The sequence below is a fragment of the Sphingomonas sp. 7/4-4 genome, from assembly GCF_027941955.1.
Classification (GTDB): Bacteria; Pseudomonadota; Alphaproteobacteria; order Sphingomonadales; family Sphingomonadaceae; genus Sphingomonas.
On the sequence record NZ_CP115960.1, the window covers coordinates 1,132,121 to 1,155,082 of the forward strand.

Below are 22,962 nucleotides of genomic sequence, written 5' to 3' on the forward strand. Positions count from 1 at the left end.
GGAGCGCCGATTCCGGTCACGCGCCGGCGAACAGCGCGTCGGCTTCGCTTCGAGTCGGCACGGCACGCAGCACGAAGCTCGAATTGATCGTCACCACGCCCGGCAGCCGCCCCAGATGCTCGCGGTGCAGCCGTTCGTAATCGTCGAGATCCTGCGCCAGGATCTTGAGCCGATAGTCCTGACCGCCGGAAACCAGCGCGCATTCGACTACTCCGTCGATCTCGGCGACCGCGCGTTCGAACCGCGCCAGATCCTCCTCGATCTGGGTACCGAGCGTGATGTCCACCAAGGCGGTGATCCGGAAGCCCAGCCGCCTGTGCCCGAGTCGCGCGCCATAGCCGGTGATGTGCCCCGAACTTTCGAGCGCCTGGATCCGCCGCGTGCATGCCGATTGCGACAACCCCACCTGCGTCGCGATCGCGCTCACCGGCGCACGCGCGTCGGCTGCGAGCAATTTGAGGATTGCACCGTCGATCCTGTCCATTGCGCATGATTCTCCTGTCAGACGGCACGATACAGCATTTCCATGTGCAATATCCAGCTTTCGCAGCAAAACTTGCAGAGATTCGCGCCGGCATCCTGCGTTACTATGCGGCAACAACGGATTCTGGAGAGAAGCCATGCGCATCGGTGTCCCCAAGGAAATCAAGAACCACGAATATCGTGTCGGCCTCACGCCCGCTTCGGTCGCCGAGCTGGTGCACGCCGGCCACCAAGTGCTCGTCGAAACAAGCGCCGGCATGGGCATCGACTTCGCCGATGAGGCCTATACCAGGGTCGGCGCCAGGATCGCCCCCGATGCCGCCACGGTGTTCGCCGGCTCGGACATGATCGTAAAGGTCAAGGAGCCCCAGCCGCAGGAAATCGCGCTGCTCGAGCCGCGCCATGTGCTCTTCACCTATCTCCATCTCGCCGCCGACAAGCCGCAGGCCGAGGGCCTGATGCAGTCCGGCGCGACGTGCATCGCTTATGAGACGGTGACCTCGAATTCGGGCACCCTGCCCCTGCTCAAGCCGATGAGCGAAGTCGCCGGCCGCATGTCGATCCAGGTCGCCTCGCACTATCTCGAAAAGGAACAGGGCGGCCGCGGCGAGCTGCTTGGCGGCGTCCCCGGCGTCGCGCCGTGCAAGGTCGCGATCCTCGGCGGCGGCGTCTCCGGCATCAACGCCGCGCAGATGGCCACGGGCCAACGCGCCGACGTGACGATCTACGACATCAGCAACGAGCGCCTCGCCGAGCTCGACATGCATTTCGGCAGCCAGATCAAGACCGCTTATGCCAGCAAGGCCGCGATCGCCGAGGCGGTCGCACGCTCGCAGGTCGTGATCGGCGCAGTGCTCGTTCCCGGCGCGGCGGCACCCAAGCTCGTCACCAAGGACATGCTCAAGACGATGATGCGCGGCTCGGTGCTGGTCGACATCGCGATCGACCAGGGTGGCTGCTTCGAGACCAGCCATGCCACCACGCATGACAATCCGGTCTACGAAGTCGATGGCATCATCCACTATTGCGTCGCCAACATGCCTGGCGCGGTCGCCCGCACTTCGGCCTTCGCGCTCAACAACGCGACTTTGCCCTTCGTGCTCAAGCTCGCCAATCTCGGCGCAGAGGGCGCGATGAAGGCCGACAAGCACCTCGCCAACGGCCTCAACGTCTACAAGGGCAAGATCGCGTTCAAGGCAGTCGCCGACGATCTCGACCTGCCGTACGAGGCGTGGGCCGGCTGACGCTCTAAATTCCCCTCCCTCTTAGGGAGGGGCTAGGGGTGGGTTAGAAAAGGTCGGGCTCGATGCCCGGCCTTTTCTTTTGTCGATAGGCACCGAAGGGCTCGCTGACGCTCGCACCCACCCCCAGCCCCTCCCTTGCAGGGAGGGAGGCAGGTCAGGGCTGCGCCCCCGCCTTCTCCTCGGCCGCCTTGGCCTCCAGAAACCGATCCAGCAGGAACAACCGCCCCACCAGCTGGGCGCGGTACGTCGCCTTTGCCGGCGTCAGCTCGACTGCTTTGGCCCAGAACGGCCGCGCCTCCTCGAACTTGCCCTCGCGGATCAGTGCGAGGCCGTGGAAGAAGGGCGGCCCCGGATGCTGCGGCGCAAGCTGTGCCGCGCGATCGAATGCGTATTTCGAGGCCGGCGAGATCTGGTTGCCGTCATTCTCGGCGAGCTTGATGCCGAGCCATGTCCATGCGCCCACGTCGCCCGGCGCCTGGCGCACCGTCAGGATCATCGCCCGCACCGCAGTGTCGGGCGCGCCCGCACGCGTCATCGCGTCGGCGCGCGCGAACGAGCCCCAGGTGAAGTTGAAGCGCCCGAACATCCCGTCGCGAACCGCCACGATATCCGGATCGATCTCGCCCGCTTTCTGGACGGCGGTCACCGGATGACCCGCGAGCCCCGGGCTGCCCTGCCAGGCATAGCCGGCCGCACCCAGGGTCAGCGCCGTCGCCGCGACCGTCCACAGCCTCCGGGAAATCCCGTCGCCCACAGCAGCAGCGCTGCGCCGAGCGCTATCCCCGCGAGGATCGCCCAGCCCATCACGGCCTGCGCCTCGCGAAATTGCGCCGGGCGATCAGCACGCCCAGCCCGAGCAGCACCAGGGGGCGAGCCACAAGGGCGCAGTGATCCAGCTCAGCGGCGGATCATAGGTCACATAGTCGCCATAACGCTGCACCAACCACTTACGGACCTCGCCGGGGCTCTCCCCGCGGCGATCCGCTGCCGCACCAGCGCGCGCATGTCGCCGGCCATCTCGGCATCGCTGTCGGCGATCGACTGGCCCTGGCAAACGAGGCAGCGCAGCGTGTCCATCAGCGCCTTGGCCTTCGCCTCCTGCGCGGGATCGGCGAGCTGGGTGTAAGCGAGGTCCGCCGGGGAAGCTTCGAGTCTGCGAACACTGTCGTCGAAAAACCAACGTCACCCCGGCGAAGGCCGGGGCCCAGAGTCGCAAGCGACGTCCTTGTGGCTCTGGGCCCCGGCCTTCGCCGGGGTGACGGGAAAGCGGAATCACTTCGCCTTCTCCAGCTGCGCCAGCAACAACGGCACGTCGTCTTCGCGAATGTCGCCGATATGCTGATAGGCGATCCGCCCCGCGGCATCGATCACGAAGGTCTCCGGCACGCCCGACGATCCCAGCGCAAGCTGCGCGCGGCTCGCTTTGTCGTCGCCGATCCGCATGTACGGATCGCCGTGCCGCGCGAGGAACGCCTGTACCGCCTCGGTGGTGTCGCGCACCGCGATCGCGTCGATCTCGACGCCCGCCTGCTTCAACTTCATCAGCTGCGGCGCCTCCGCGATGCAGGGAATGCACCAGCTCGCAAACACATTGAGCAGCCTCGGCTGGCCCTTCAATTCGGCAGTGGCGACCCCCGGCTTGCCGGGCAGCAGCGCCGGCAAGGCCATCGTCGGCACCGGCTTGCCCACCATCGCCGAATGCACCGTCCGGTCGCCCGGCTTGATCAGCCCACTCGCGACCAGCGCGAACACCAGCGCGAAGAACGCCAGCGGCGCCCAGATCAGCACCCGCCTCACGCCCAGGACTCCGCTTCGGCCACGCGCCGCTCGCGCCGCACCCGGCCGACCAGCGCCAGCGCACCGCCTAATGCGATCAGCCCGCCACCGAGCCAGATCAGAGTCACGAACGGCTTCCACCACAAACGGATCTGCCAGCGGCCCTGTTCGTCGCCCTGCCCGAGTACGGTGTAGAGCTGCCCGTCGAGCATCGTCGTGATCGCCGCCTCGTTGGTGTTGGTCGGTGGCGTGTTGAAGAAGCGCTGCTGCGGGAACAATTCGAACATCGGTCCGTCGCCGCGCCGAACCTGCAGCCGCGCCTCGAGCGCCGACCAGTTCGGCCCGACGGTCGGATGCACATCGGCCAGGGTCACCCGGAACGGTCCGACGGTGACGTTCTGCCCCACTGCGATCGCCGCCAGCCGCTCGGTCTTGAACGCGGTGTCCGCGGCCATGCCGGCGATACTCACCGCAACGCCGAGATGCGCGAGCACCATGCCCCACACGTGCAATGGCGTCCGGCGCAGGTTGCGCCGGACCACGGGCACCACGCTCGCCACGCCCAGCCCGACGGCAAAGGCAATGCCGAGCACCGGCACGAAATGCGCGCCACCCGAAAGCGCGAAGATCAATGCGAATGCCGCGCCCGCCGCCGCGGTCGGCACCAGAACGCGCTTCGCCAGCGCATTCAGATTGTCGCGCCGCCAGCGGAGCAGCGGCCCCGCCGCGGTCGCCGCAACCAGCGTCAGCGCCACCGGCACCAAGGCCTTGTTGAAGAACGGCGCGCCGATCGAAAGCTGCACCCCAGCCGCCTGCGCCGCCAGCGGATAGAGCGTGCCGATGAAGACGACGCCGAGGATCACCGAGAGCAGCAGATTGTTGAGCACCAGCGCGCCCTCGCGGCTCACCAGCTGGAAGGTCGATCCCTGCGTGATGGTGCCGACACGCGCCCCGAACAGTGCCAGCGCCCCGCCGATATAGATGCCGAGAAGCGCGAGGATGAACGTCCCGCGCGTCGGGTCCACCGCAAAGGCGTGCACGCTGACGAGGATGCCCGATCGCACGAGGAAGGTGCCGATCATCGACATCGCGAACGCCACCAATGCGAGCATCAGCGTCCACGCGCGCAAACCGTCGCGCGTCGCCAGCACCGTCACCGAATGGAGCAAGGCAGTCGCCGCCAGCCACGGCATCAGCGATGCGTTCTCGACCGGGTCCCAGAACCACCAGCCGCCCCAGCCGAGTTCGTAATAGGCCCAGTAACTGCCCGCCGTGACCCCGATCGTCAGGAAGATCCAGGCGGCGAGCACCCAAGGCCGCATCGCCTTGGCGAAAGCAGGCCCGACGTCGCGCATCAGCAGCGCGCCCACCGCGAAGCTGAACGCCACCGAGAGCCCGACATAGCCGAGATACAGAGTCGGCGGATGGAACGCCAAACCCGGATCCTGCAGCAGGGGATTGAGCCCCTGCCCGTCCGGCGCGGGCGGGTTGAGCCGCACGAACGGGTTCGAAGCGAAGGCGAGGAAGGCATAGAAGCCCAGGGCGATGGCCGCCTGCGCGCCGAGCGTCGCGGCCAGCGTGCCGCCCGCCAGCCGCCGCTCGAGCATCGCGACCCCTGCGCCCGCCACGGCCAGCACGGTCACCCAGAGCAGCATCGAGCCCTCATGGTTCCCCCACGCGCCCGCCACCTTGTAGATCATCGGCTTGAGCGAATGGCTGTTCTCCGCGACCAGCACCACCGACATGTCGCTCCGCACGAACAAGGCGATCAGCAGCCCGAACGACAACAGCGCCAGCAGCCCCTGCACCAAGGCGGTCCGCCGCAGCGCCGTCATCAGCGCACCGATATTGGCGTTCTCGTGATGCTTCGCCGCGCCCCAGGCGAGCATCAGCTGGACGAGCGCGAACGCCGCCGCCAGCCACAAGGCCGCAAGCCCCGCCTCGGCGATCATTTGGAGCCAGTCATTATTCTAGCGTCTCGGTCTTGTGCATCTTGCCGGCCACTTGCGGCGGCATGTAGCGCTCGTCGTGCTTGGCCAGCAGATTATCCGCGGCGAAGCTGCCATCGGGATTGAACCGCCCTTCGGCGACCACGCCCGATCCTTCCTTGAACAGATCGGGCGCCACGCCGCGGAACGCCACCGGCACCTTCGCCTTCCCGTCGGTCACGACGAACGTCATCGAAATCCCGTCGGGCTTGCGCACGATCGATCCCGTCTCGACCATGCCGCCCAGCCGCACCGCCTTGTCGGTAGGCACCGGCTTCCCGGCCACGTCACCCGGCGCATAGAAGAACGCCGCCTGGTCCTGCAGCGCCGACAGCGCCAGCCCCGCCGCGCCCGCCACCGCGCCGAGCGCGAGCAGCCCCAGCACCAGCCGCTGATGCTTGGGTTTCATGGCTTACGCCTCAGCGAATCCGCCGCCGTCTCGGCCCGCCGCATCGAGCGCCACGCCCACAATGCCAGCCCGCCGGTACCGAGCAGGGTCACGGCATAGGCCGCGGTGATGAACGCCCAATGGTTCACTGCGCCGCCATCCGCCGCATCCGCGCCTCGACCTTCTGCGTTGCGAGCATGGCCCGCATCCGCATCAGCACCACCGCGACGAAGAACAAGGTGAACCCGCCGATCGTGAAGAAGAGCGGCCACAACATCGAACCGTCGATGCTCGAGCTGGTCAGCCCGATGCTCTGCCCCTGGTGCAGCGTGTTCCACCACACCACCGAATAGCGCACGATCGGCAGCAGCACCGATCCCGCCACCCCGAACAAGGCCGGCACGCGCCCGTCGCCGCCGCGATCACTATCGGCGCGGGCCAGCGCGATATAGGCGATATAGACGAAGAACAGCAGCAGCATGCTCGTCAGCCGCCCGTCCCATTCCCACCAGGTGCCCCAGGTCGGGCGCCCCCAGATCGAACCGGTGATCAGGCAGAGCGCCGCGAACACCGCCCCTGCCGGCGCCGTGGCACGCGCGGCGATGTGTGCCAGCGGATGCCGCCAGATCAGATAGCCCAGGCTCGCGAACGCCACGCCGCTCCAGCCAGCCATCCCCAACCAGGCGGCGGGCACGTGGATGTAGAGGATGCGCACGCTCTCCTTCTGGAGATAGTCCGCCGGGGTCTGGGTCAGCCCGCCCCACGCGCCGAACAGCGCAAGCGCCACCCCGGCCCAGAACAGGACCGGAGTCAGCGGGCGCGCGAGCTTCAGGAAGCGCGTGGGGTTGGCGAGAGCGTGGATCACGATATTCGCCAGCCAATAGCCGCCTTCGCCCGCGGAATCTACGCCGGGATGTTCGCGGCGAGCGCCCGATTGCAAACTCCGCGCTTGCCCGCAGCCGCCGCTGTCATCATGCTTTCGTCACGGGATCGTAAGGATATGGCGCGGCCGCATTCCCGGGAGAGGCGTGCGCACGCGGATCGGCGCCGGCCTTCCCCGGCTACGCAAACTCAACAAGGACCAGGGCCATGCCTTTCATCACTACCAGCGACGGCACCGAGATCTTCTACAAGGATTGGGGTCCCAAGACCGCGCAGCCGATCGTCTTCCACCATGGCTGGCCGCTCTCGGCGGACGATTGGGACAACCAGATGATGTTCTTCCTGGAACATGGCTATCGCGTCGTCGCGCATGATCGCCGCGGGCATGGCCGCTCGACCCAGACCGATACCGGCAATGAGATGGACACCTATGCCGCCGACGTGATCGCGCTCGCCGCGGCGCTCGATCTCAAGGGCGCGATCCATATCGGCCACTCGACCGGCGGCGGCGAAGTCGCGCATTATGTCGCGCGTGCCGAGCCCGGCCGCGTCGCCAAGGCGGTGCTGATCGGCGCGGTTCCGCCGATCATGCTCAAGACCGAGGCCAATCCCGGCGGCCTGCCGATCGAAGTGTTCGACGGGATCCGCGCCGGCGTCGCCAACAACCGCGCGCAATTCTACGTCGACCTGCCGACCGGCCCCTTTTACGGGTTCAACCGCGAAGGCGCGAAGATCGATCAGGGCGTGATCCATAATTGGTGGCGCCAGGGAATGATGGGCGGCATCAAGGCACATTATGATTGCGTCAAAGCCTTTTCGGAGACGGACTTCACGGAAGATCTTAAGAAGATCGACGTGCCGGTGCTGCTTCTCCACGGCGAGGATGACCAGATCGTCCCGATCGCCGATGCCGCGCTGATCGGCATCAAGCTGCTCAAGCACGGCTCGATCAAGACCTATCCCGGCTTCCCGCACGGCATGGCGACCACCCATGCCGACATCATCAACGCCGACCTGCTCGCCTTCGTCCGCAGCTAAGCTACCCGCCCTCTCCGCATCGCGGGGAGGGCCCCACATCCGATCGTCCACGTCGTTGCCGGATGCTCGAGTCGGATCGTGCGTGCCTCTGTGACGGCGACTCGAGCCTGTCGCCCATTCCGTCCCGGCCGCGCATTCCATATCCTGGATCCCATGAAACGCGCCGGTCCACGATCACGACCGATCGATCATGCGGGGCATCGCCGGCGAATTCACGGGACAACAAGAAGCGGGTTCCCCGCTGGAGAAGGAGAGGCTGAGCGAAGCGGCGGAGCTGCCGCGCAACAACAGGGGAAGTGTAATGCGTATCCTATGCATACGCGCGCTCGCAAGCTTCGGTTTCGCGTGCGCGCTTGCGGCTTGCTCGGGCGTGACGGACCCAGGGTCCACTGCCGAAACCGAGGGCAAGATCGTCGTGGCGGCGCCGGCCGAGACAGCTATCGCCGTCGCCGGCCCGGTATCGGCCCGGCCGCTCGCCGCATCGGCGCTTGCCGCCCCTCCCGATTTCGCCGATTTCGACTTCGCGAACGGCACCAGATATCCGGAACAGGCCACGGCTTCGGTCGGCCCGGCCTTCTATCGGCCCGGCTCGAACATGGCCTATGTGCCCATCTCGCTCGATCGCCCGACGCCCAACACCGTCATCGCCCGGGTGATGACCGAGGACGGGACCGGGCTCGTCCGGGGCGTGGCCGGCATCAATTATCAGAGCATCTACACATCGGTGATCTTCCGCCCGGGCGATCCGTTGACCAAGACGGTCGAGGTGCCGATCATCCTCGGCATTCCGCAAGCCGATTTCATCGTGCGCTTCGTCGAAGCCCCCTGGGGCGGCAAGATGGGGACCGATCGCGCAGTCGTTCAGTGCGACTTCCTCCAGCCGCCGACCGCGGAGCAGATCGAGGGCCGCGCCCCGCGGACCTTCGCGCCGTCGGGCACGCTCCAATGGGGGATGAGCCGGGAGACCATGAAATGGTCGGACGCGGGCCATGACAAGGCGTGGTCCACCAAACTGCCCAACGGCCGCTCGCAGCCGGGCAACCAGGAGACCGGCATCTATCTCGATGGCTGGGTCTATCGCGACTACGGCATCGAAGCGCCGCTTCGCTACACCGACGACGGGCTCGTCATGCACACGCAGAAGCTCGACGCACCGATCTTCTGGGACGGCGTCGGCTATAATTACGGCGCAATCGCCCTGAGCGGCCACAACACGCGCCCCCTGCAGATCGGCTATGGCCAGTATGAATTCACCGCCAGGATGCCGACGCGGCGCGGCTCCTGGCCCGCCTTCTGGCTGATCTCGACTTCGGGCTGGCCGCCCGAGATCGACATCTACGAGGGCTTCGGCTTCGAAAGCTGGTGGAACTTCGACCGCCACACCGCCAACACGCTCCACGGCGGCGCCAACATCATGCGCACCTTCCAGCGCGGGACGTTCATGGACACCCAGGAAGTCTATGGCATCGGGGGCTTCACTTCGGATTTCCACGTCTTCGCGGTGGACATCCAGCCCGATTACATCACCTGGTTCATCGACGGTCGGGAAACCTATCAGGCCGTGAACCCGTTCGCCGGATTCCGCTGGTATCCGATCATGAACGTCGCGGTGAAGACGTTCAGCGACTATACCGACGGTTCGGGCGACATGGTCGTCAAGGACGTGAAGGTCTATTCGAACTGAAGCCCGCCGGGCGCGGCGCGGAGCGCGTCACCCCATGCATCCACCCTGCCCGATGCGCGTTGTAGCCCACCGGACAGCAAGGAGCGCCATACCATGACCGAGGCACCGGATCCACGCGCAACCGCGGCGATCGCCGCGATGTCGCTCGACCTCGCCGAGCTTCTCGCAACGATCGACCAGGTCCGCGCGCAACTCCAGCGCTTCCATGCCGGCCTGGTCTGTGCCCAGCTCGACGCCGCGGAACATATTCCAACGTTCGAGCCGCAATAGGGCGATCGGCTGCCAGCGAGCCGGTTGCGAATATCCAGCCCTTCCCCTTCAGGAGAGGGCCTGGATTGTCCGCTTTCCACCACCAGCAGTGCTGCCCCCTAATGCACCGCCCCCAAATGCCGCAGCTTGTCGGGGTTGCGCATGATGTAGATGCCGACGATCTTGCCGTCCTCGATCGCCAGCGCGGTCGTCTGGAGCAGGCCGTCGGCCTCGACCGTGACGAATCCGGGCAGGCCGTTGATCATTCCCCAGCGCTGCACCTGCGACATGTCCTTCGCGAAGAAGCGCGCCAGCGAGCCATGCAGCTTCATCACATCCTCGATGCCGAGGATCGGGCGCAGCCCGGCATGGACCTTGCCGCCGCCGTCCGAATAGACCGAGACATCGTCGGCGAGCAGGCTGCGCAGCCCCGCCATGTCGCCGTTGCGGGATGCCTGAAAAAGGCCGCGGCGATCTCCAGCCCGCGCTCCTTCGGCACGTCGAAGCGCGGCCGCGCCGCGCGCACATGCGTCCGCGCCCGGCTGGCGAGCTGGCGGGTCGCGGCGGGATCGCGCCCGATCGTCTCGGCGATCTCGTCGAAGCCGAGGCCGAATACGTCGTGGAGCAGAAACGCCGCGCGCTCGAGCGGCGACAGCCGTTCGAGCGCGAGCATCAGCGGCAGCGTCACGTCGTCGGCATCGTCCTCCTCCTCGACCACCGGCTCGGGCAGCCACGGCCCGACATAGGTCTCGCGCCGCGCCCGCGCCGATTTGAGCTGGTCGAGGCAGAGCCGCGTCACCACGCGGCGCAGGAACGCCTCGGGCTCGCGGATTTCGACACGATCCGTGCCCATCCAGCGGACGAACGCGTCCTGCACCACGTCCTCCGCGTCCGCGACCGAGACCCAGCATGCGATAGGCGATGCGGGTCAGCCGCGGACGCAGCGGATCGAACGACGCTGCAGCGTCGCCGGTCACGCGGCCTGCGCCGCCGGCTTGGCGTCGTAGAACAGGCCGCAGCCGACCGCGAGGCGGTTCCATCCGTTGATCACGTTGATCATCAGCGTCAGTTGCACCTGTTCCTCCTGCGTGAATTCCGCGGCGAGGGCGTCATACACTTCGCGCGGCGCCCGCGACGTCGATATCAGAGTCAGCGCATCGGTCCATGCCAGCGCCGCGCGCTCGCGCGCCGAATAGACCGGCGCATCGTGCCACGCGCTCAGCAGGTAGATGCGCTGCTCGGTCTCCCCGGCCTTGCGCGCATCGGCGGTGTGCATGTTGATGCAATTGGCGCAGCCGTTGATCTGCGAGGCGCGGATCTTGACCAGCTCGAGCAGCGAATGCTCGATCGCCGGCGCGATCTTGAGCGACATGTTGAGCCAGGTCTGCATCTGGGCGGGCGCGGCGGCGAAGGGGTCGAGGCGTTGGGTCATGGTCGTTCTCCTTGGGGTTACGGAGACATGACGAGACAGCGCCGGCAGATGTGACATGGCGGTGCGATTTTTATTCTCCCCTCCCTGCAGGGAGGGGAACATGGCCGGCGCTACTTCAAATGTAGGATTTCGTCCGCTACGCACGAGGCGCTCTTTGAACCCGTGAAGTCCAAAAGGCCCTCGGCGCTCACGTAACATTCTTACGTCAGCCAGCAATTTTCTTAGTCAATTCGCGGGCAAAGTGCGAAGTTAAGCCTTCGAAATCCAACGAACCGCTGAGCGAATCACCCGCGCCCGATCAGCCTTTGCGCGATGCGATCGGCGACTTCGCTCTCGGGATCGCCGGTGCGGTCGCTTTCGTCCCACACTTCGATCAGTCGCTCGGGGATCTTGTCGACGCGCGACTGGACCTCGGCCATGTTGCCCTGGCCGAGATATTCGAGCCCGACATTGATGATGCCGCCCGCGTTGATCACGTAATCGGGGGCATAGAGGATGCCGCGATCGTGGAGCCGCGCGCCGTCCGCGCGCGTCGCGAGCTGGTTGTTCGCGCCGCCGGCCACGACCTTGGCCTTGATCTGCGGGATCGACTGTTCGGTCAGGATCGCGCCCAGTGCATTGGGGCTGAACAGCTCGGCGTCGAGCGTCAGGATGTCGCCGGCGTCGACTGCTTCGGCACCGAGCTCAGCCGCGAGCGCCTTGGCCCGCTCGGCATTGACGTCGGCCAGTACCAGGGTCGCGCCGTCTTTCGCCAGCAATCGGGCGAGCCCGCCGCCGACCGAACCGACACCCTGGATCGCGACGCGCACACCGCGCATGTCGTCGGCGCCGAGCCCGCGCTTCGCCGCTGCCTTGACGCCCAGATAGACGCCGCGCGCAGTCACCGGGCCCGGATCGCCGCCCGCGCTGCCCGCCGCGACGGGCAGGCCGGAGACGTGCTTGGTCCGGGTCGCGACGATCTTCATCCGCGCCTCGGACATGCCGACATCCTCGGCGGTGACGTATTTGCCCTGCAGCGATTCGACCGCGCGGCCGAATGCCTCGAGTTGCTCGGTGGTGACCGTGGCGCCGGGTTCGGCGGCGAGGATCACGCCCTTGCCGCCGCCCATCGGCAGGTTCGCCATCGCGTTCTTGTAGCTCATTCCCCGCGAGAGCCGTAGCGCATCGGTGATCGCCGCATCCGAGATCGGCGTAATGCCAGAAGCGCACCCCGCCTGCCGCCGGCCCGAGCGCAGTCGAGTGAATCGCGATGATCGCGCTCAGCCCGCTGGCGTGGTCGGTGAAGAGGTGAACGCCCTCATGCTCGTCGAAATCGGGGAAGCCCCAGTCGGTTTTCAAGGGAAATATCCGGGCTGTGGAAAATGGGGCGACCGACGGGACTTGAACCCGCAACTTCCGGCATCACAAGCCGACGCTCTAACCAATTGAACTACGGTCGCCGCGAACGTTGGCCGCTTAGCGAGGGCTTTCGCGAAGCGCAAGATCATTGCGCGATGCGCCGACGGCTTCCTCGGGCGCGATCATGCCATCGCGCGCCAATGCCCTTGCCGCTGAGGCGAAATTGGGCGCCGAAAGATAGGCGTGGCGCGCGAGCAAAGGCGCGTCGGCACCATCATAGATCAGCCGCCGCATCGCCGGATCGACTTCCACGCCCTCGAAGATCTCGCACCGACGCCCCCGCCCGCTCCCGGCGCACGCATCGCACCCCGGCGCCGACCACAGGATCGCGCCGGGGTCGAGCCCCAGCAGCGCCGCGGTCGATCCGAACGCCTGTTCGGGCTGACGGCAGCTGCGGCAGAGTCCCGGCGCGATCCGCTGGGCGATCACGAGGCGCAGCGCCGCGGCCAGCGCGAAGCGGTCGCTCGCCAGCCGCCGGAGCGTCAGGATCGTACCCACGGCGTCGCCGCCGTCGAAACAGGCGATCACCAGCCCGCGATCGGCAGCGTCGACCGTCAGGTTTGCTGCCGCGCGGTCCGCGATCACGCCGCCGAGGGAATCCCGAACCGCCGGTGCAGCGCCGCGGCGGTTTCTTCGGCGCCGGGCCCGGCGATCGCGATCATGCCGGTCAGCCGATCGGCCGCACGCTCGATCGCAGCGGCCAGCCTCGCCGGCACGCCCAGCGCGTCCAATGCGTGCGGGTCCGCGAAACGCGGCATTTCGGCTTCGAGCTGCGCGTCGAGGGCCATGTGCCGTCGAGTGCCTGTGATATGTGACGGCTTGCTTGCGCTTTTGTTACGCCGGGCGCCACGGACACGCGATACTGGCGAAATGCCGCCGAATTTGGCAGAATCGCTCGCGATGCAGACCCTCGCCGACTCTTCGCCCGTCGTTCCCAATTTCGGCGCGGGCCATCCGTCCGAACCTGTGATCGAGCACATATTGCGCCAGCCGGGCATCCAACGCGTGCCCAATCCCAAGGTCGCGATGTTCATCGGCAAGAAGTTCATCGAGCCGGAGATGTGCCGGCTCCTCATGCTCCAGATCGATTCGAAGCGCCGCCCCTCGACTCTCGCCGACGCCAATGGCGATTATGCCTTCCGCACCAGCGAGACCTGCGATCTCGATCCCGACGATCCGCTGGCGATGGAATTGAAGCGCCGCATCATCGCGCTGACCGGGCTCGACCCCGCGCATGCCGAGCCGATGCAGGGCCAGCGCTACGAGGTGGGCCAGGAGTTCAAGGCGCACACCGATTATTTCGAGCCTTCGGGCGCGGACTTCGAGAAGTTCTGCAGCGTCGCCGGCCAGCGCACCTGGACGGTGATGCTCTACCTCAACCAGGTCGAGGCCGGTGGCGTGACGCGCTTCAAGGCGATCGACAAGATGATCGAGCCCGAAGTGGGCAAGGTCCTCGCCTGGAACAATCTGCGTGCGAACGGCACGCCCAACCCGTCGACCATCCACCACGCGATGAAGGTCCGCGCGGGCTCCAAATACGTCATCACCCAATGGTTCCGCGAGCGGCCCTGGGGCTGGTGACATAGAAAGGCCCCGGCGGGCTTTCGCCCGGCCGGAGCCCTCTCCCCTTTTACCCGATCAGAAGTTGATGCTGAGGCCCAGCGTGCCGCTCGTGCCGACATTGTACAAATTATAGTAGATGCGGTTATCGCCGCTCTCCTGATATTCCTTGTACTTGGTGCCGGTGATGTTGCGGAGCTCGAGCTTGGCTTCCATGTTCACGCCGGCAATCTTGATCCCCTGCCGCGCGACGAAATCGAGATGCAGACCGGGATATTCGTAAATGTCCGGCAGCAGACCGGGACCACGGCTGGTGAGCCGCTTGCTGGCATAAGTGAGCATCAGCGTCTGCTGTGACAGCCTGTCCTGATCCTCAAGACCGAATTCGAGATTGCCGATGTGATCGGACTGGCCGGTCAGCGGCCGCCCGTCGAGGAAATAGTTCGACGCCGGCTGGACGTTGCTCGCGGCGTTACCGGTGTAGATCGTCGTCGTATCGCCGGGGCGCACCTGCACCTTGGATTTAGAATAGGTGTAATTGGCGATCACCACCGCACGCCGCGAACCCCAAACGTCGAAATACTTCTGCGCCTCGACCTCGGCGCCGTAGAGATTGGCGCGCGGAGCATTGGCATAGCTGGTGAACGGATCCTCGGCGATGAAGCTGCCATAGGCCTCGATCGGCTTGTCGATCCGCTTGAAGAAGCCGGCCAGCGCGATCCGCTGGTCGCGGGCGAAATACCATTCGTACCGCGCCTCCAGATTATAGAGCTGACTGTCCTGGAGCGAGGGATTGCCGCGGAACAGCCGGTTGCTCTCCGGATCGTAATATTGCTGGAACAGCAATTCGCGGAACTGCGGCCGCGCGATCGTCTTCGATGCGCTCAGCCGCACCTGCATCTGCGGCTGAAGCTCCCAGGTCAGCGTCGCCGCCGGCAGCCAGTAATCGCGCTCGATCTTGTTCGACGCCCCCGAATTGCTCGGCGTGTTGAACACCTGCAGCGGAGCAACCGCCTGACGCGCCGTCTCGAAGCGCGCACCGAGTTCGAGGCTCAGGCTGTTCAGAAACTGACTGCGGGCCTTGAGATAGTATGCATGGCTGGTGAGGCTCGCCTTGAACGCCGGATCGCCTTCGGTGGTCTCGATCAGATCGATGCCGAAGTTGCGGATGACGGCGCCACCGAGCAGATTATCCGGCCGCATCAGGCTGACGCCTTCCGGCAGCGTGCTGGGCGCCAGAAACTGAAATTCGCGGCGCGAGGAGGTGCGGTCGGTGTCCATATAGGCATAGCCGCCGGTCACCGTCAGATTCGCCGAAGCACGGTACGAAAAGTCGATCCCGCCCGACCAGAGATTCTCGTTCAGTCGCGAGAAGGACACGTCCGCCGAGCCGAGCCCGGCATTCAGGCGGTTCAGATAATTGCCTGCAAAGGGGCCGGTCTCGCGCAGGACATAGCCGATCGAGGTCTCGTACGGTGCACGCCGTTTCGAGTTCGCATAAGCGAGCCGGGTGTCGATCGACATGTCGCCGACCTTGAACTCGCCGACGAACTGGCTGTCGACCAGCTGGCGCTCGTACCAGGCGGTGTCCTGGAGCATGCGCTGGCGCTCGCCCGAGGTGAAATCGGTTCCGCTTGCAAGCCGTGCCTGCTTGAGCGTGTCGCGGATGTAGAGATTGGTCCAGCGCAGCGTCTGTTCGCCGAACTCGAGCCCGAGGCCGAGCAGCCCGTTCACTACGGTGCGATTGTCGGTGATCACGCGCTCATAGTCGAAGCGCTTCGTCGACAGGTCGCTCGAATCGGTCGCCTGCTGCGTCGTGTCGCGGGTGCGCCACTTGCTCGAATAGGCACCGGTCGCGATCACGCCCAGTCGCGCGCCGCCGAGGTCGAATGCCGTGCCGCCGGTAATTCCGGCCGACCAGTTGACCGGGATGTCCTTGTTGCGCTGGAGCAAGGCGGTATTCGCATTGACCAATTGGCTCGCCACATCCTGCCGCTGCGCAAGCGTCAGGTCGCTGATCCGGTTGCCGCTGGCGAGAAACGATTCGAGTGCAGGCGGCGTCCGCCGGGTGCCGTCGTCGAAACCAGTCCAGTCGCGACCGCCGCCGGCATAGACATAGCCCAGCTGGCCGGTGGTGCGCGTGTCGCCCCCGATCCCGCCGCTGATGCTGAGGAAACTCTCCTTCGGAACCGCGCGGGTCGTCAGGTTGATGACGCCGCCGCCGAACTCGCCGGGGAAATTCACCGAATAGCTCTTCTGGACGAGCGACGAGGCGATCACGTTGGTCGGGAAGATGTCGAGCGGCACCACGCGGCGCAGCGGCTCGGGGCTCGGCAACGGCGATCCGTTGAGGAGCGCCAGCGAATAGCGATCGCCAAGGCCGCGAACATAGACAAAGCCGTTGCCGACGACGCTGAGGCCGGTCACGCGGCTCAGCGCGCCGGCGATGTCGCCTTCTCCGGTGCGGGCAATGTCGGCGCTCGAAAGCACCGAGACGACCTGCGCCGCCGATTGCTGGACGTTGGCCTGGTGGCGGCCGACGACGACGATTTCGTCACCCGGAACCGAGATATCGGGCGTTTCCTCGACCTGCTGCTCCGGTGCCGCAGTTGCCGCCGACTGGGGATCGGCAGGGACGCCGGCATCGCCGACATTCTGCGCGCCTGATCCGCTGGCCGGGTCTGCCGGCGTCGATTGCGCGCGTGCGACGGCCGGCGCGACGAGCGCCGTCGAGAGAACCAGCAGCCGGGCGAGCCGAAGCGGCTTCATCATTGCAATATCCCCATCTTCATATCGGAAAGGGGCGGGACACCAGCCGGAGCCAGGTCCCGCCCCAAACATGCATTCGTGCGTCAGGTGGTCGGGATCGAAGTGCAGTTCCCGCTGTTTCCGGTGCCGAACGAGAGCGTGGCGCTGTTGCAGGTCCAGCCCTGGAACCACGTATCGGTCGCTCGCGCTGCGCCGACGAACGTCGTGGCATCGAAGAACGCGCTCAGCGTGCTCGCGTTGAAGGCCGCCACCGCGGCTTCATTGGCGCCGTTGAGGAAGCCGCCGGTGAGCGTCGGAGTGAAGGCGTCGTTGTTGCCGTTGGCGCCGCTGCCGAACACGCCTTGGACGTCGGTGGCGGTCACGCCGTTCGCACCCAGGTACTTGGTCGCCGCGCACTGCATCACCACCGACCGGAAGATCGGAGGACCGGCCTCGTCGGTGGCTGCGTTGGCTGCCTGGATCGTATTGGCGCGGCTGATGCGCAGGCATGGGAGTTCGGGGCTCACCACCACCGAGTTCACCAGCGTGTAATCGGTGCCGCCGCGCAGCAGGATCGCGGCGAGATCGGCACCGGTGGTCGAGCGCTGGATGAAGGTAGCGTTCGAGACGCGGGTGTTCTGGCGCGGAGTCTGCCCGTCGAAGGCGTTGTCGGTATCCGCCTCGATCATCGCATCGCCGATGCCCGCCCGCTGCGCCGCAATGACATATTGCGCGTTCAGCTTCACGCCGGTGTCGGAGTCGAGATTGTCGTCCTCGGCGCCGACCGAAATGAAGTACTTCAGGTTGACGTTGCCGCCGAAGAACTCCGCGCCGTCGTCCGAGCTGTTGAACGACATGATGTGATCGAGCTGGGTGCCGGTGCCGACACCTTCGGTGGTAAGCGACTGGAGCTCGGCATCGGCCGAGAGGACATAACCCGAATAGCGGATCTGCACATAGCTGAGGCGGCCGCTGTTATCGGTATTGGTCGCGCCGCCATACAGCGCCGGATCCACCGCGCCTTCGGTCTGGCGCTCGCAGCCGACGGTACCCGGCGTCGCGCCCGGTGCGGCGCAATCGGTGATCTGCGCGCGACCCATCAGCACTACGCCGCCCCACTGACCCGACGAGGTGTCGGTGTTGAGGCCGAGGATGTTGTCACGGCTGGTGAAGATGATCGGCGTAGTGGCGGTGCCGACCGCATTGATCTTGTTGCCGCGATTGACCGCGAGCCACGACACGCCGGTGCCGCCGAACACGATTGCACCGGGCTCGATGCTCAGCGTCACGCTTCGCTCGCCGGCGACTGCCGTGGCGCCGAGATCAGTGCCGACATCGACGCGGCCGCCGAGGCGATAGAGCAAGCCCGCGACCTTCGGGAGGTTGACGCTCGCGTTGATCCGCGCAGGCAGCGTGCAGACGCGCCATGTGCCCGTCGGGCCGGTGATGGTGCCCGAGTCGGTCAGCCCCTGCGGATCCGCGATCGTCGGGCAACCTGTGGCCGGCGTCACCAGCGCGGTGCCGGGCGTCGGAGTGGGGGTCGGCACCGGCGTCGGCGTCGGATTGTTGATGATGACGTTCCCGCCGGTCCCGGGCGAAGCGATGTCGTTGGCGCCGTCACAGGCCGAGAGCGCGAGTCCCGCGCAGCTGGTCATCAGGATAAGGCTGAGGCGTTGGAAGCGGGCCATAAAGTCTCCGTTCCGGCGGAATGCCGGGTTGCGCGTGTGTGCGAATGGACGGGATCGACTCGGTTCCCCCTGCCGATCACGAACGCTGCGCTAGGAGGCTTGCGTGACTCGTCCGCGAGAGTTTGAAGACTCTCGCGCGACAGTCGAATGACAATCAGGTTACGATGTTGCAGGTCCGCAACGAGCATGACCCCGCGAGCCCGAGGCGAAATCCTGCCTTGCCGCGCCCCCTGGATCGACGCGCCATGAGCCAGGCTAATGGCTCTCGCGAGAAATGGTGGTTTGCGCCGCCGTCCCTGCCGCGGTCATTTCGCCGACGCAAAGGGAGATTATGACATGTCCATTCAAGCCGTGCTTGCCGTCATGCTGCTGTCGTCGTCGGCACCCGCACAACAGGCCGACGATCCGCTGCTTCGCCCGATCGCTCCCGAAAGCGCCGCGAAATGGCTGGGGCCGGAGGCGCCGATCCGTGTGTTCGGCAATTTCTATCTGGTCGGCTTCGAGGGGCTCAATGTCGGACTGATCGACACCGGTGCCGGGCTGATCCTGATCGACGGTGCCGTGCCGCAGGGCGTTCGGGCGATCGAGGCGAACATCCGCAAGCTCGGCTTCCGGGTCGAGGATGTGAAATACATCCTGAGCACCGAGCCGCATTACGATCACGCCGGCGGCATCGCGGCGCTCGCGCGCGACAGCGGGGCGACGGTGGTGGCGGGCGCGGCGGCCGCGACGGTGCTGCGCGGCGGCACCGATCCGTCGGACGCGCAGGTCAGCTGGCTCGCACCCTTCCCTGCCGTATCGCGGTTGCGCACCGTTCGCGACGGCGAGCGGCTCCGGCTTGGCGGAGTAACGATCACCGCCCGCGCCACGTCCGGTCACACTCGGGGAGCACGAGCTGGACATGGCGAAGCTGCGAAGGCCGCCAGTGCCGCACGATCGTCTTCGCCGCGAGCCTCAATCCCGCAGCGCCGCCGGCCTATCGCTTTTCCGATCCCGACCATGGCTGGCTGGTCGCGTCGTTCCGCCGGTCGTTCGCCGCGATGCGCCGCATGCCCTGCGACATCCTGATCACTGCGCACCCGAGCCAGTCGGGGGAGCCGAGAAACGCCGGCGCTTCGCCCAGGGGTCGAAACCCAATCCCTTCATCGATCCGGACGCGTGCCGGGCTTATGCGCAGGATTTCGCGGCGGCGCTCGACGAACGGCTGGCGCAGGAGCGCGCGCCGGGGATCAAATAGCCACGAAAAAGCCCGCCGATCGTGCGACCGGCGGGCTTCTCTACATGGTGGGCGCGGCAAGGATTGAACTTGCGACCCCTGCGGTGTGAACACAGTGCTCTACCACTGAGCTACGCGCCCTTTCGCCCTGGGTCCTGGAACCCTTCGGCGGAAACGGGAAGCGGGCCTTTAGGCGGTGCGGGGTGCGCTTGTCCAGCCCCCAAGGCCCTGCTTTCCCGTCGGATCAGTTGACCGAATCCTTGAGGCCCTTGCCGGCCTTGAACTTGGGCTGGTTCGACGCCTTGATCGTCATCTCCTCGCCGGTGCGCGGGTTGCGGCCGGTCGACGCCTTGCGCTTGCTGACCGAGAAGGTGCCGAAGCCGACGAGGCGCACTTCGTCGCCCTTCTTGAGCGAAGTCGAGATCGCATCGAACACCGCTTCGACGGCCTTGGTGGCGTCGCCCTTGCCGAGGCCGGAGGTCTCAGCGACCGTCCCGATCAGCTCTTGCTTGTTCATGCTGGTGGATTCCCCTGAGTGAGTGCATCGAAAAATGAGTCGCGGCGGCAAGCCGAGCGCGCCAGTCAGCACGCGACCGCCGCCGCTGTCAAACCCTCAGCGGCGGATTTTGCCGCAAAAGTTACGCGTCCTCAATGATGAACGGCGTCGCCGATCCCGGGCACATGCGCCGGCGGCTGGGCCGCCAGCTCATCGGCATCGGTCCAGTCGATGGCCGTGAGCGGCTCGGTCAAAGCGAGCCGCAGCACTTCGTCGACATGGATGACCGGAATGATTTCCAGCCCCTCGCGGATGTTGGCGGGGATCTCGACGAGGTCCTTCTCGTTCTCGCCCGGGATCAGCACCGTCTTGATGCCGCCGCGCAGCGCCGCGAGCAGTTTCTCCTTGAGCCCGCCGATCGGCAGCACCCGGCCGCGCAACGTGACCTCGCCGGTCATGGCGATGTCCTTGCGTACCGGAACCCCGGTCATGGTCGATACGATCGCAGTGACCAGACCGATGCCCGCCGACGGACCGTCCTTGGGAACCGCGCCTTCGGGCAAGTGGACGTGCACATCCTTACGCTGGAACAGGCTCGGCTTGATGCCATAGGTGGGCGCACGCGCGCGAACGAAGCTGAACGCCGTCTCCACGCTCTCCTTCATCACATCGCCCAGCTTGCCGGTCGTCTTGATCGCGCCCTTGCCCTGAACGGTGACGCTCTCGATCGTCAGCAGTTCGCCGCCCACTTCGGTCCAGGCGAGACCGGTGACCGCACCGATCTGGTGCTCCTCCTCCGACAGGCCGTGGCGATATTTCTGCACCCCGGCATATTCGTGAAGATTTTCGGGGGTGATGGTGACGCTGGTCTCCTTGCCCTCGAGAATCTTCCGCAGCGCCTTGCGCGCCAGCCTGGCGATCTCGCGCTCGAGCGTGCGGACGCCTGCCTCGCGCGTGTATTTCTGGATCAGCTCGCGCAGCCCCTCGTGCGTCAGGGTGAACTCGCCTTCCTTCAGCCCGTGCGCCTCGATCTGCTTCTCGATCAGATGCCGTTCGGCGATTTCGAGCTTCTCGTCCTCGGTATAGCCTTCGAGCCGGATGATCTCCATGCGGTCGAGCAGCGGCTGCGGCAGGTTGAGCGAGTTCGCCGTGCACACGAACATCACGTCCGAGAGATCGATGTCGATCTCCAGATAATGGTCGTTGAACTTGTTGTTCTGCTCGGGGTCGAGCACCTCGAGCAGTGCCGAGGCGGGATCGCCGCGGAAGTCCTGGCCGAGCTTGTCGATCTCGTCGAGCAGGAACAGCGGGTTCGAGGCACCGGCCTTGCGCAGGTTCGTCACGATCTTGCCGGGCAGCGAGCCGATATAGGTGCGGCGATGGCCGCGAATCTCGGCCTCGTCGCGCACGCCGCCCAGCGACTGACGGATGAACTCGCGACCGGTCGCCTTGGCGATCGACTTGCCGAGCGAGGTCTTGCCCACGCCGGGAGGCCCGACGAGGCACAGGATCGGCCCCTTCAACTTGTTGGTGCGCGCCTGCACCGCGAGATATTCGACGATGCGGTCCTTGACCTTCTCGAGCGCATAATGATCGCCGTTGAGGACGGCCTCGGCTTCGACCAGATCCTTTTTGAGCTTGGACTTCTTGCCCCAGGGCAGGCCCAGCAGCACGTCGAGATAGTTGCGCACGACGGTCGCCTCGGCGCTCATCGGCGCCATGGTCTTGAGCTTCTTGAGCTCGGCGGTCGCCTTGGTCCGCGCTTCCTTCGAGAGCTTGAGCGTCGCGATCTTCTGGGTGAGCTCGGCGATCTCGTCGCCGTCGCCCTCGTCGCCTTCATTGCCCAGCTCGCGCTGGATCGCCTTCAACTGCTCGTTGAGATAATATTCGCGCTGGGTCTTCTCCATCTGCCGCTTCACGCGGCTGCGGATCTTCTTCTCGACCTGCAGCACGCCGAGCTCGCCCTCCATGAAGGCGAACACCATTTCGAGGCGCTTCCGGGGTCCTTCTCGACCAGCAGCGACTGCTTGTCGGCGACCTTGACCGCGATGTTGGCGGCGACCGCGTCGGCGAGGCGCGAGGGATCGTCGAGCTCGGCGAGCTGGACCGCGGTCTCGGCGGGCAGCTTGCGGTTGAGCTTGGCGTAATTCTCGAACTGATCGACCACCGAGCGCATCAGGGCCTGGAGCTCGGCGCTCAGATTGTCGGGCGTGATCTTGCTCACCTTCTCGCCCAATTCGGCGGCAGCGCTTTCCAGCTGCGTGTCGCCTTCGTCGACCGGGTTCACGGTCGCGGTTAGGAAAGGCCCGGATTCGTCGACCGTCTCGAGCGTGCCGCGCTCCTTGCCCGCGACGAGCACGCGCACGGTGCCGTCGGGAAGCTTGAGCAGCTGGAGCACTTCTGCCGAGACGCCGGTGTCGTACAGGTCTTCACGGCCGGGATCATCCTCGGCGGGATCGAGCTGCGCGACGAGGAAAATCTCCTTGTCGTCGGCCATCGCGGCTTCGAGCGCGGCGACCGACTTGTCGCGGCCCACGAACAGCGGCACGATCATGTGCGGGAAGACGACAATGTCGCGAAGCGGCAGGACGGGATAGGACTGCTTCATGGATACTCCTGGGCCCGAGCGGCCCTCACATTCCACTATATATGGTGCCTGCGCCAGCCGCATCAATCGTCGTCCATTGATTGG

General features: G+C 66.1%; 21 protein-coding genes, 2 tRNA genes and 3 pseudogenes. 6 read left to right on the forward strand and 20 right to left on the reverse strand.

Translation table 11 applies throughout. From position 1 onward, the window contains the following. Positions 1–16 precede the first annotated feature (16 nt). Positions 17–484: an Lrp/AsnC family transcriptional regulator gene (locus PIB19_RS05720; protein ID WP_271240028.1), complete on the reverse strand. Its 468-nt coding sequence runs from the start codon at positions 482–484 to the stop codon at positions 17–19. Positions 485–620: 136 nt separating this feature from the next. Between PIB19_RS05720 and ald the strand changes: the two genes are divergently transcribed. Continuing rightward, positions 621–1,727 (forward strand): alanine dehydrogenase, encoded by a 1,107-nt coding sequence (gene ald / locus PIB19_RS05725; RefSeq protein WP_271240029.1) that lies wholly within the window; start codon positions 621–623, stop codon positions 1,725–1,727. Positions 1,728–1,881: 154 nt separating this feature from the next. Here the strand turns inward: ald and PIB19_RS05730 are convergent, their stop codons facing one another. From PIB19_RS05730 to ccmC, 7 genes and pseudogenes are all read right to left on the reverse strand, one after another. After that, on the reverse strand, positions 1,882–2,481 hold the full coding sequence (locus tag PIB19_RS05730; RefSeq protein WP_271240030.1) for a tetratricopeptide repeat protein: 600 nt from the start codon (positions 2,479–2,481) through the stop codon (positions 1,882–1,884). A 49-nt stretch (positions 2,482–2,530) separates the two neighbouring features. Next, positions 2,531–2,867: pseudogene (locus PIB19_RS05735) on the reverse strand (cytochrome c-type biogenesis protein); the annotation flags it as partial. 132 nt (positions 2,868–2,999) lie between these two features. Further along, entirely contained in the window at positions 3,000–3,524 is a 525-nt protein-coding gene (locus PIB19_RS05740) for a DsbE family thiol:disulfide interchange protein (RefSeq protein ID WP_271240031.1), read from the reverse strand. Further along, positions 3,521–5,455 carry a heme lyase CcmF/NrfE family subunit gene (locus tag PIB19_RS05745; RefSeq protein WP_271240032.1) on the reverse strand — a complete coding sequence of 645 codons (1,935 nt, stop codon included), beginning with the start codon at positions 5,453–5,455 and terminating at the stop codon, positions 3,521–3,523. Before PIB19_RS05745 ends, PIB19_RS05740 begins: the two co-directional genes overlap by 4 nt. 13 nt (positions 5,456–5,468) lie before the next feature. Further along, positions 5,469–5,900, reverse strand: coding sequence for a cytochrome c maturation protein CcmE (ccmE, locus tag PIB19_RS05750; protein ID WP_271240033.1), 432 nt, complete (start codon positions 5,898–5,900; stop codon positions 5,469–5,471). Beyond that, positions 5,897–6,028 (reverse strand): heme exporter protein CcmD, encoded by a 132-nt coding sequence (locus PIB19_RS05755; RefSeq protein WP_271240034.1) that lies wholly within the window; start codon positions 6,026–6,028, stop codon positions 5,897–5,899. The genes ccmE and PIB19_RS05755 overlap by 4 nt, the downstream gene beginning before the upstream one ends. Next, a complete protein-coding gene (ccmC, locus tag PIB19_RS05760) occupies positions 6,025–6,744 on the reverse strand; it encodes a heme ABC transporter permease CcmC (RefSeq protein ID WP_271240923.1) in 720 nt (239 codons plus the stop codon). The genes PIB19_RS05755 and ccmC overlap by 4 nt, the downstream gene beginning before the upstream one ends. Before the next feature lie 224 nt (positions 6,745–6,968). Here ccmC and PIB19_RS05765 point away from each other — a divergent pair, with 224 nt between their 5' ends. The 3 genes from PIB19_RS05765 to PIB19_RS05775 all read left to right on the forward strand — a co-directional run bounded on the left by PIB19_RS05765 (position 6,969) and on the right by PIB19_RS05775 (position 9,753). After that, positions 6,969–7,799 carry an alpha/beta fold hydrolase gene (locus tag PIB19_RS05765; RefSeq protein WP_271240035.1) on the forward strand — a complete coding sequence of 277 codons (831 nt, stop codon included), beginning with the start codon at positions 6,969–6,971 and terminating at the stop codon, positions 7,797–7,799. Positions 7,800–8,100: 301 nt separating this feature from the next. Beyond that, positions 8,101–9,483, forward strand: a complete 1,383-nt coding sequence (locus PIB19_RS05770) for a glycoside hydrolase family 16 protein (protein WP_271240036.1) — start codon at positions 8,101–8,103, stop codon at positions 9,481–9,483. Between the two features lie 93 nt (positions 9,484–9,576). Then, entirely contained in the window at positions 9,577–9,753 is a 177-nt protein-coding gene (locus PIB19_RS05775; protein WP_271240037.1) for a hypothetical protein, read from the forward strand. A gap of 98 nt (positions 9,754–9,851) precedes the next feature. Here PIB19_RS05775 and PIB19_RS05780 read toward each other — a convergent pair. The 6 genes and pseudogenes from PIB19_RS05780 to PIB19_RS05805 all read right to left on the reverse strand — a co-directional run bounded on the left by PIB19_RS05780 (position 9,852) and on the right by PIB19_RS05805 (position 13,350). After that, positions 9,852–10,709 (reverse strand): annotated as a pseudogene (locus tag PIB19_RS05780) (sigma-70 family RNA polymerase sigma factor). After that, positions 10,706–11,164, reverse strand: coding sequence for a carboxymuconolactone decarboxylase family protein (locus PIB19_RS05785; protein ID WP_271240038.1), 459 nt, complete (start codon positions 11,162–11,164; stop codon positions 10,706–10,708). Before PIB19_RS05785 ends, PIB19_RS05780 begins: the two are co-directional and overlap by 4 nt. A 284-nt stretch (positions 11,165–11,448) precedes the next feature. Continuing rightward, positions 11,449–12,502 (reverse strand): annotated as a pseudogene (locus tag PIB19_RS05790) (Glu/Leu/Phe/Val family dehydrogenase). 24 nt (positions 12,503–12,526) lie between these two features. Next, positions 12,527–12,603: transfer RNA gene (locus PIB19_RS05795), tRNA-His, on the reverse strand. A 16-nt stretch (positions 12,604–12,619) separates the two neighbouring features. Continuing rightward, complete coding sequence (locus PIB19_RS05800; protein ID WP_271240039.1) at positions 12,620–13,147, reverse strand: ATPase, T2SS/T4P/T4SS family; 528 nt, start codon at positions 13,145–13,147, stop codon at positions 12,620–12,622. After that, complete coding sequence (locus tag PIB19_RS05805) at positions 13,144–13,350, reverse strand: hypothetical protein (protein ID WP_271240040.1); 207 nt, start codon at positions 13,348–13,350, stop codon at positions 13,144–13,146. Before PIB19_RS05805 ends, PIB19_RS05800 begins: the two co-directional genes overlap by 4 nt. Before the next feature lie 112 nt (positions 13,351–13,462). Between PIB19_RS05805 and PIB19_RS05810 the strand changes: the two genes are divergently transcribed. Further along, positions 13,463–14,143 carry a prolyl hydroxylase family protein gene (locus PIB19_RS05810; protein WP_271240924.1) on the forward strand — a complete coding sequence of 227 codons (681 nt, stop codon included), beginning with the start codon at positions 13,463–13,465 and terminating at the stop codon, positions 14,141–14,143. 57 nt (positions 14,144–14,200) lie between these two features. Here PIB19_RS05810 and PIB19_RS05815 read toward each other — a convergent pair whose 3' ends face one another. Both PIB19_RS05815 and PIB19_RS05820 read right to left on the reverse strand, forming a co-directional pair. Further along, on the reverse strand, positions 14,201–16,894 hold the full coding sequence (locus PIB19_RS05815) for a TonB-dependent receptor domain-containing protein (protein WP_271240041.1): 2,694 nt from the start codon (positions 16,892–16,894) through the stop codon (positions 14,201–14,203). Between the two features lie 80 nt (positions 16,895–16,974). Beyond that, positions 16,975–18,558, reverse strand: a complete 1,584-nt coding sequence (locus PIB19_RS05820; RefSeq protein ID WP_271240042.1) for a hypothetical protein — start codon at positions 18,556–18,558, stop codon at positions 16,975–16,977. A 336-nt stretch (positions 18,559–18,894) separates the two neighbouring features. Here PIB19_RS05820 and PIB19_RS05825 point away from each other — a divergent pair, with 336 nt between their 5' ends. Beyond that, entirely contained in the window at positions 18,895–19,626 is a 732-nt protein-coding gene (locus PIB19_RS05825; RefSeq protein WP_271240043.1) for an MBL fold metallo-hydrolase, read from the forward strand. A 214-nt stretch (positions 19,627–19,840) separates the two neighbouring features. Here the strand turns inward: PIB19_RS05825 and PIB19_RS05830 are convergent. The 4 genes from PIB19_RS05830 to PIB19_RS23505 all read right to left on the reverse strand — a co-directional run bounded on the left by PIB19_RS05830 (position 19,841) and on the right by PIB19_RS23505 (position 22,878). After that, positions 19,841–19,915, reverse strand: a tRNA-Val gene (locus tag PIB19_RS05830). A gap of 103 nt (positions 19,916–20,018) precedes the next feature. Then, positions 20,019–20,291, reverse strand: a complete 273-nt coding sequence (locus PIB19_RS05835; protein WP_056613928.1) for an HU family DNA-binding protein — start codon at positions 20,289–20,291, stop codon at positions 20,019–20,021. A 131-nt stretch (positions 20,292–20,422) separates the two neighbouring features. Next, positions 20,423–22,255, reverse strand: a complete 1,833-nt coding sequence (lon, locus tag PIB19_RS05840; RefSeq protein ID WP_443018706.1) for an endopeptidase La — start codon at positions 22,253–22,255, stop codon at positions 20,423–20,425. Beyond that, a complete protein-coding gene (locus PIB19_RS23505; protein WP_443018707.1) occupies positions 22,186–22,878 on the reverse strand; it encodes an LON peptidase substrate-binding domain-containing protein in 693 nt (230 codons plus the stop codon). The genes lon and PIB19_RS23505 overlap by 70 nt, the downstream gene beginning before the upstream one ends. Positions 22,879–22,962: the final 84 nt, after the last annotated feature.